A 4,979-nucleotide genomic window follows, 5' to 3' on the forward strand; every position below is an offset into this window, starting at 1 on the left:
CGTTCGTGCTGAGCCTGTCGAAGCATGAACTTGCTCAAGTTATTTCGTGCGCGTTCCTAAGTTCCAAAAGCCAAATGCCGCCGTGTGCGTTAAACGTGCGGCCTTGGTCGTCGCGCAGTTTGTAATGGTGGCTGTACCCGTTTGTCAACAGGGATAAAGTTTTCGGCCAGCAACCAAATGGCGTAAGTGGGCTTGAGTTGGCCATAGTTCTCACCGCTTTTAAGCTGTTGGCTGTAAATGTCCGCCCAATTGTAGACGATACGGGCGGGTAAATGCTTGTAATTCGCCATCAGGCAATGCGTGAGTTACCAGTAAACCAGCAGCATTTTATATGACTCAAGCTGACAACAGCTCCGGCCAACAATAAGCAAAAATAAATTCAACAACGTGTAATAGAGATGAAATTCAATCCCCAACTGTATTCCCAATTCCCCCTGGACGACGGCAGTATTATTATGCGCCAGAGTGTCAGGGAGTTATTCGTATTAAACACAACCGGCAGCCAACTTTGGCAACAATTGTTGGAAGGCCAAACGGCCGAACAGATTGCCAGCCAATGGGCAAGTGACTACGGCATTCAGTACAGCCAGGTATTGCAAGACATACAGACAACCTTGCACACTTGGCAACAACAAGGATTACGCGATGGAATCCCAGTGCCCAATGAACCGGTTCCAGCCCCCGCCACATCCCCGCACAGGGTGGCCGTGCCGCCCTGCGGTTATCGCCAAGACTACCGGTTGGGCGTTTTTGATATCACCCTATACTGCAACCGTAAGGAAATAGCCGAAACAGTGCATAAACCCATGGCTGCGTTTGCCGTTAACCCAGTGCCTGCACCTGTAGCCTGTTTCAATCTGTTTGAGGCAGAACAGGGTTACTGGCTCTGTAAGGATGACAAAATCTTATGGCAGGGTACTGTCATAGACACGGTAATCAACGGCCTATTTTACGAGCTGCTCCAGGTGGGCGTGAGTGAAATAGACTGGCTGGTTGCCTTGCATGCCGGGGCTGTCAGTAAAGATGGTACGGTTATTGCTCTATCCGGCATTGGCGGCACGGGGAAAAGCACATTGACGGCAGCACTGCTGTCACGCGGCTTCAGCTATTGGGGGGATGACATTATCCTTATTGAGCAAGATTCCCTGTGCGCCGTGCCGTTGCCGACACCCATGACGATTAAGGAAGGCAGCTGGGCTTTGCTGGATGGTTATTACCCCAACTTACGTGGTTTGCCAACCTACCAACGTTTGGGTAGGCCAACCCGCTATTTGCCGCCACCGCAATCCGTTTCATCCAGTAAAATACCGTTGGCGTATCTGGTGTTCCCGCGCGTGAGTGCCACAGAACCGGCACAGTTACGTCCGATTTCGCAGCTTGAGGCATTACAACGCCTATTGGCGGCCAATTCATCCTTACCCCAAACACTTACCCCGTCTACAGTCAACCAGTTAACCCGCTGGCTACGCACTGTGCCGGCCTTTGAACTGGTTTACCACCAACTGGAAACCGGTATGGATATTATTGAGAGAGAATTGTTATGAAAACCGAACAAAATTTCCTGCTGCTGTGTGATGTGCTGTCGCCTTATACGGGCGCTGAAGCCATTACCCAAAAATGGCATTTTGCCAGCTTTGGCCAGCAAGATTGGCAAGCTATTGTGCAGGTTGCCAGCCGCCATTATGTAACGCCCAGTTTATACACCCTGTGCAAGACCAAAGGATTGCTGCCCCAGCTGCCTGGGGAGCTGCAGGACTACCTGGAGGGCATCTACCAGTTAAACCTGGAGCGCAACTTGGGACTAAAGGCACAAGCCCTGGAGACCATTGCCCTGTTAAACCAAATTGGCATAGAACCCATCTTGCTGAAAGGCATTGCCAGTTTAATGGATGATTTATACCCTGACTTAGGGATGCGGGTGTTGGGGGATATCGACATTTTGGTGCCACCGGAGCGTTTGGACGAGGCCGTGGCGTTGCTGTTGAATAACAGGTATACGTTTGTTGACGCGCCCTCCCAGTGGTCAAAAGGGGTTCATTTACATCATCATGCACCGGGTTTGGTTAAAGATGGCTGGCCGGGAAAAATTGAATTGCACCGTAGATTAACCTGCTTTACTTCGGTACGGCATGGACTCCTGAACAATAGGGAGCATTGGCAGTCCTCTCAACCCATGGCAATGGGTGACAATCGTTTCCTTGTGCTTGCACCTGAAATACGCTTATTGCACAACTTTTACCATAGCCAAATCAATGACAAAAATTTTTTTTATGGCCGTATTCAATTGCGGCAAATGATGGAATGGGTATGGTTAAGGGTAAAATTTGGGGACATGATAGCCTGGAACCATATCCTGGAAGACATTAACCGGCATCAATTTGCATTACCGTTGACAGCCTATTTATTGAACGCACAATTTTATTTCGGCCAGACTTTACCGGCGACGGCTTCATCAACACGCATGGCTAGTTTGCAGGTTAAGCGCGAGCAACTGTTTAGGGACTTCCCATTAATACGGCGTAGTGTATGTTGGCCATTGTGTATTTGCGGTGTTATTTACAGCCTTTTTTGCTTAAAATTTATGCGTCTAAAATACGGGGATGTTTCTTTGCCGCAAGCTTATTGGCTACGCTTGGTGGATTTTTGTAATCCCAGGTGGCTTCGGGGTCGCTGGCTGTTAATAAAACAGTTATTGGCAGGTTATTAACAATTTAGCGCTACCCGCTTAAGTTGGAACACCCAGTAACTTCAACTGGTTACGGACAACACGCTGACGAGTCTTCCTTGGCAAAGGTAACTCACCCATTTGGTCGACCAACCATTCAAAAAGATCGGGAAACTGGGTTTTGAACAGTAAGCGTTTAGCACAACTTCACTACCGTACACTTTTTAAAAGCCACTTGATATTTTTTAACAATTTGATAGATTTGCAAATTTTTGTGTAAATTGTCATGCCAAATTGTTACAGGGTTTATAGAGCAATACATCAAGCATTAATCAAGGCATTGGGATTCGAGTTACAAGGCAATCCGGCGCGGCATCTCAATGTGATGGTGGGTTTTATTTGCGGGATTCTTCAAAGCCTGTGCCAGTAAAACTAGAAAGATTATTTTTAATACAGCGTTTTCACAGTTCAATAGTTACAGCGTAACCGTTCGCACTGAGCTTGTCGAAGTGTGCCGTTCATGCTTCGGCAAGCTCAGCACAAACGGTGGCTGTAACTGTCCTAAGTTGAAAACGCTGTATATTAATTTTTATTCCTTTCATCATGTTTAAAGATTAATAAATTGAAATCAGAATTAGGGTATTGCAACGTTCGTACACTAACCTCGGCGCATTTCGTCCCAGGATCAGCAGAAGTGCAACTAACTATTGTTCTTTTTTACACTCGGGGGTGTCCATTTACCTTTTAGTGCGTCTTCTGTTGGCCAAAATAGGCGGATAGTCAAACTGAAATTATCTTTTGGCGCGGGAAGCCAGTTATTGTCTTTGCCAGGTGATACCGTTTGAATAAAAATATCCAGTGAACCGTCGCTGTTAAAATTGAGTTTGTCACGGTCGCCAATAGCGTAGCGATGGATAGGGTTATGAATAAAAAAACCTTCCTTATCGTACAGGCTAATAGACCAAAAAGCTTTTACTGGCGGTAGTTGCCCTTTCTCAAAGTGAATCATATAGCTATTGGCTCCGGTCAATGGCATGCCTGCTTCATCGGTTTCACAGGAAGGATAAATGGCATCTGCCGGGAGGTTTGCCCCCAGGCCGTAAAGGCTTATAAAGGCCCGGATGGGGTAATCAGTTCCATAGAACCCGATAGGTTTGCCTGTTGTCACTCTCCAACCGTTCACTCTTTTGGCGGTAATCTTTGTGGGGTCTAGTTTTGAAAACACAACCTCAGGGATTTTTTTCAATTTAAACCGGGTAATGAAATTGAAATTTTCAAGATTAAATGTGGCTCCCGGTGACACGCCAATTTTAGCAAAAGCCTCCATGGCTTTCTTGTCGGTAGCCGCAGGCGGGTTTTCAAGCATCAGCCTGTTCATATAATTGAAAAAACTATCAATGGGCATTTTGGAAACTATTTTGTTGATATTCTCCCCTTTCGGTATTGTCGCTAAGTCAAGAACGGGAGGGACTATATGTTTACCCCAGGTGCTTAACGGCATCAGTTTAAAACCGTCCTGAATTTTATAAACCACGTTTTCCCCATCTTCCTTACTGTTCACCTGCGTTCTGCCAATTATCCAGGCCATGTTCGTAGGGGATGCAATGTGTTGCATTTTTGGGGGTACAGTTCCTTTCCATGCAGGGCCTGTGATAAGGAAGTTTTTTGCTTCCGTGCCAGTCGTCCTGGCACCAGGTGAATTAATGACATTGGTGTAGGCATCTAATATGGGCAACAAATAATACCTTCCATGGGTGTTGGGAACGGAAAGCACTAAGGGCTCATTTAATAAATCCAGTTCGGCGGTGGAGTAATAAGTGTCGGCATTCGGTCTTACTACCGCTCGGAAGTCAGCGTCAGGAAATGCGCGTATGTGCCGAAAGGTGTTAACCGGCGTTTTTTTAAGGACTTCCTGTTTAGTTAGATCCATTATGACCAATGGCAGGCCAAAGATATAAGCCTTCCCCGCAATAGAGGGGATAGAATCCGCAGGTATTTCGCTCGAAAGGCTGCCTTGTGTATTTAATTGATTTGAACTGCAGGCAGTGAATATAAAAACAACCGCTGAAATCAATAAGACTGATTTGGGTAAATATTTCATTTATAATTTTTGTTCCGATGTATTTGTGAATTAAATAGAGCTCGCTTAAAAACTCGAACCCCAAAATCCCAGCCAACCCTATAGGGCTCGTGTGGAAGAACCCCCAAAAGTGTTCGTTCTGAGCTATGGAACGCGCACGAAATAACTTGAGCAAGTTCATGCTTCGACAGGCTCAGCACGAACGGTGGTGGCGTTTAAGTTGTTCAAGTTATT

The 4,979-nt window shown here is 46.3% G+C and carries 5 protein-coding genes; 2 read left to right on the forward strand and 3 right to left on the reverse strand.

The window, feature by feature from the left end:
• Positions 1–89: 89 nt before the first annotated feature.
• Positions 90–290: a PD-(D/E)XK nuclease family transposase gene (locus tag CRENPOLYSF2_RS03220; protein ID WP_087142526.1), complete on the reverse strand. Its 201-nt coding sequence runs from the start codon at positions 288–290 to the stop codon at positions 90–92.
• A 108-nt stretch (positions 291–398) separates the two neighbouring features.
• Between CRENPOLYSF2_RS03220 and CRENPOLYSF2_RS03225 the strand changes: the two genes are divergently transcribed.
• Both CRENPOLYSF2_RS03225 and CRENPOLYSF2_RS03230 read left to right on the forward strand, forming a co-directional pair.
• The gene (locus CRENPOLYSF2_RS03225) at positions 399–1,544 is read left to right on the forward strand and encodes a PqqD family peptide modification chaperone (protein WP_087142527.1); all 1,146 of its coding nucleotides are present in this window, start codon (positions 399–401) and stop codon (positions 1,542–1,544) included.
• Positions 1,541–2,707 carry a nucleotidyltransferase domain-containing protein gene (locus CRENPOLYSF2_RS03230; RefSeq protein WP_087142528.1) on the forward strand — a complete coding sequence of 389 codons (1,167 nt, stop codon included), beginning with the start codon at positions 1,541–1,543 and terminating at the stop codon, positions 2,705–2,707. The genes CRENPOLYSF2_RS03225 and CRENPOLYSF2_RS03230 overlap by 4 nt, the downstream gene beginning before the upstream one ends.
• 18 nt (positions 2,708–2,725) lie before the next feature.
• Here the strand turns inward: CRENPOLYSF2_RS03230 and CRENPOLYSF2_RS19455 are convergent, their stop codons facing one another.
• Together CRENPOLYSF2_RS19455 and CRENPOLYSF2_RS03235 are read right to left on the reverse strand one after the other, a co-directional pair.
• Positions 2,726–2,854, reverse strand: coding sequence for a hypothetical protein (locus tag CRENPOLYSF2_RS19455; RefSeq protein WP_419185540.1), 129 nt, complete (start codon positions 2,852–2,854; stop codon positions 2,726–2,728).
• Between the two features lie 511 nt (positions 2,855–3,365).
• Positions 3,366–4,766 (reverse strand): DUF1254 domain-containing protein, encoded by a 1,401-nt coding sequence (locus CRENPOLYSF2_RS03235; protein ID WP_087142529.1) that lies wholly within the window; start codon positions 4,764–4,766, stop codon positions 3,366–3,368.
• Between the last annotated feature and the right edge of the window lie 213 nt (positions 4,767–4,979).

Source organism: Crenothrix polyspora (assembly GCF_900163755.1).
GTDB lineage: Bacteria > Pseudomonadota > Gammaproteobacteria > Methylococcales > Methylomonadaceae > Crenothrix > Crenothrix polyspora.

Coding starts and splice junctions, on each gene's coding strand:
- CRENPOLYSF2_RS03220 (WP_087142526.1), bottom strand. CDS start 290: ATGGCGAATTACAAGCATTTACCCGCCCGTATCGTCTACAATTGGGCG.
- CRENPOLYSF2_RS03225 (WP_087142527.1), top strand. CDS start 399: ATGAAATTCAATCCCCAACTGTATTCCCAATTCCCCCTGGACGACGGC.
- CRENPOLYSF2_RS03230 (WP_087142528.1), top strand. CDS start 1,541: ATGAAAACCGAACAAAATTTCCTGCTGCTGTGTGATGTGCTGTCGCCT.
- CRENPOLYSF2_RS03235 (WP_087142529.1), bottom strand. CDS start 4,766: ATGAAATATTTACCCAAATCAGTCTTATTGATTTCAGCGGTTGTTTTT.